This window comes from Mesorhizobium sp. M8A.F.Ca.ET.208.01.1.1, from assembly GCF_004791315.1.
Classification (GTDB): domain Bacteria; phylum Pseudomonadota; class Alphaproteobacteria; order Rhizobiales; family Rhizobiaceae; genus Mesorhizobium.
In genome coordinates this window covers 1-496 of the sequence record NZ_SRUT01000047.1, presented here as the reverse complement: position 1 = coordinate 496, position 496 = coordinate 1, and the positions used below count along the sequence as shown (strand labels likewise).

Annotated in this window: 1 protein-coding gene; it reads right to left on the bottom strand. The window is 62.7% G+C overall.

The window, feature by feature from the left end:
- Positions 1-332 (bottom strand): winged helix-turn-helix domain-containing protein (locus tag EN851_RS34205; protein WP_189587331.1); only part of this gene is annotated, 332 nt, incomplete at its 3' end.
- Positions 333-496 lie beyond the last annotated feature (164 nt).

Below are 496 nucleotides of genomic sequence, written 5' to 3'. Positions count from 1 at the left end.
CTCAAGTTCGAGAACGGCAGGACCGCGACGGACGGCTTCTCGGGCAAGCTTGGGGCCGACCCGGCGCGGACGGCGGCCGAGGCGTCGGGAACGTTCGTGGCTACAGCCGGTCCGACGTAGCGATAGCCGCGGCGCGGCAATGTTTCGATCCAGTCGGCGACATTGGCGGCGTCGGCCAGTGTCCGGCGCAAGGCTGCGATCTGAACCGTCAGATTATTATCGGCAATCGCAGATCCGCCCCAGCCGGCGTCGATCAGCGCGTCTTTGGACACGGGTTGGCCAGCGTTCTGGATCAGCAGTTGCAGCAGCGCGACGGCGCGCTGCCCGAGCATAGTCGGCTCATCTTCGCAAAAAAGAATGCCAACCTCCGGATCGAGGCGAAACGGGCCAAAGCGGTAGACGTCGCCCCTGGCTGTCATTGGAACCTTTTAGCAAATTTTTGGGAACGGATTCACGACTTTCCGGCGTAGGGGGCCGATGCTGCACAAACACGTTC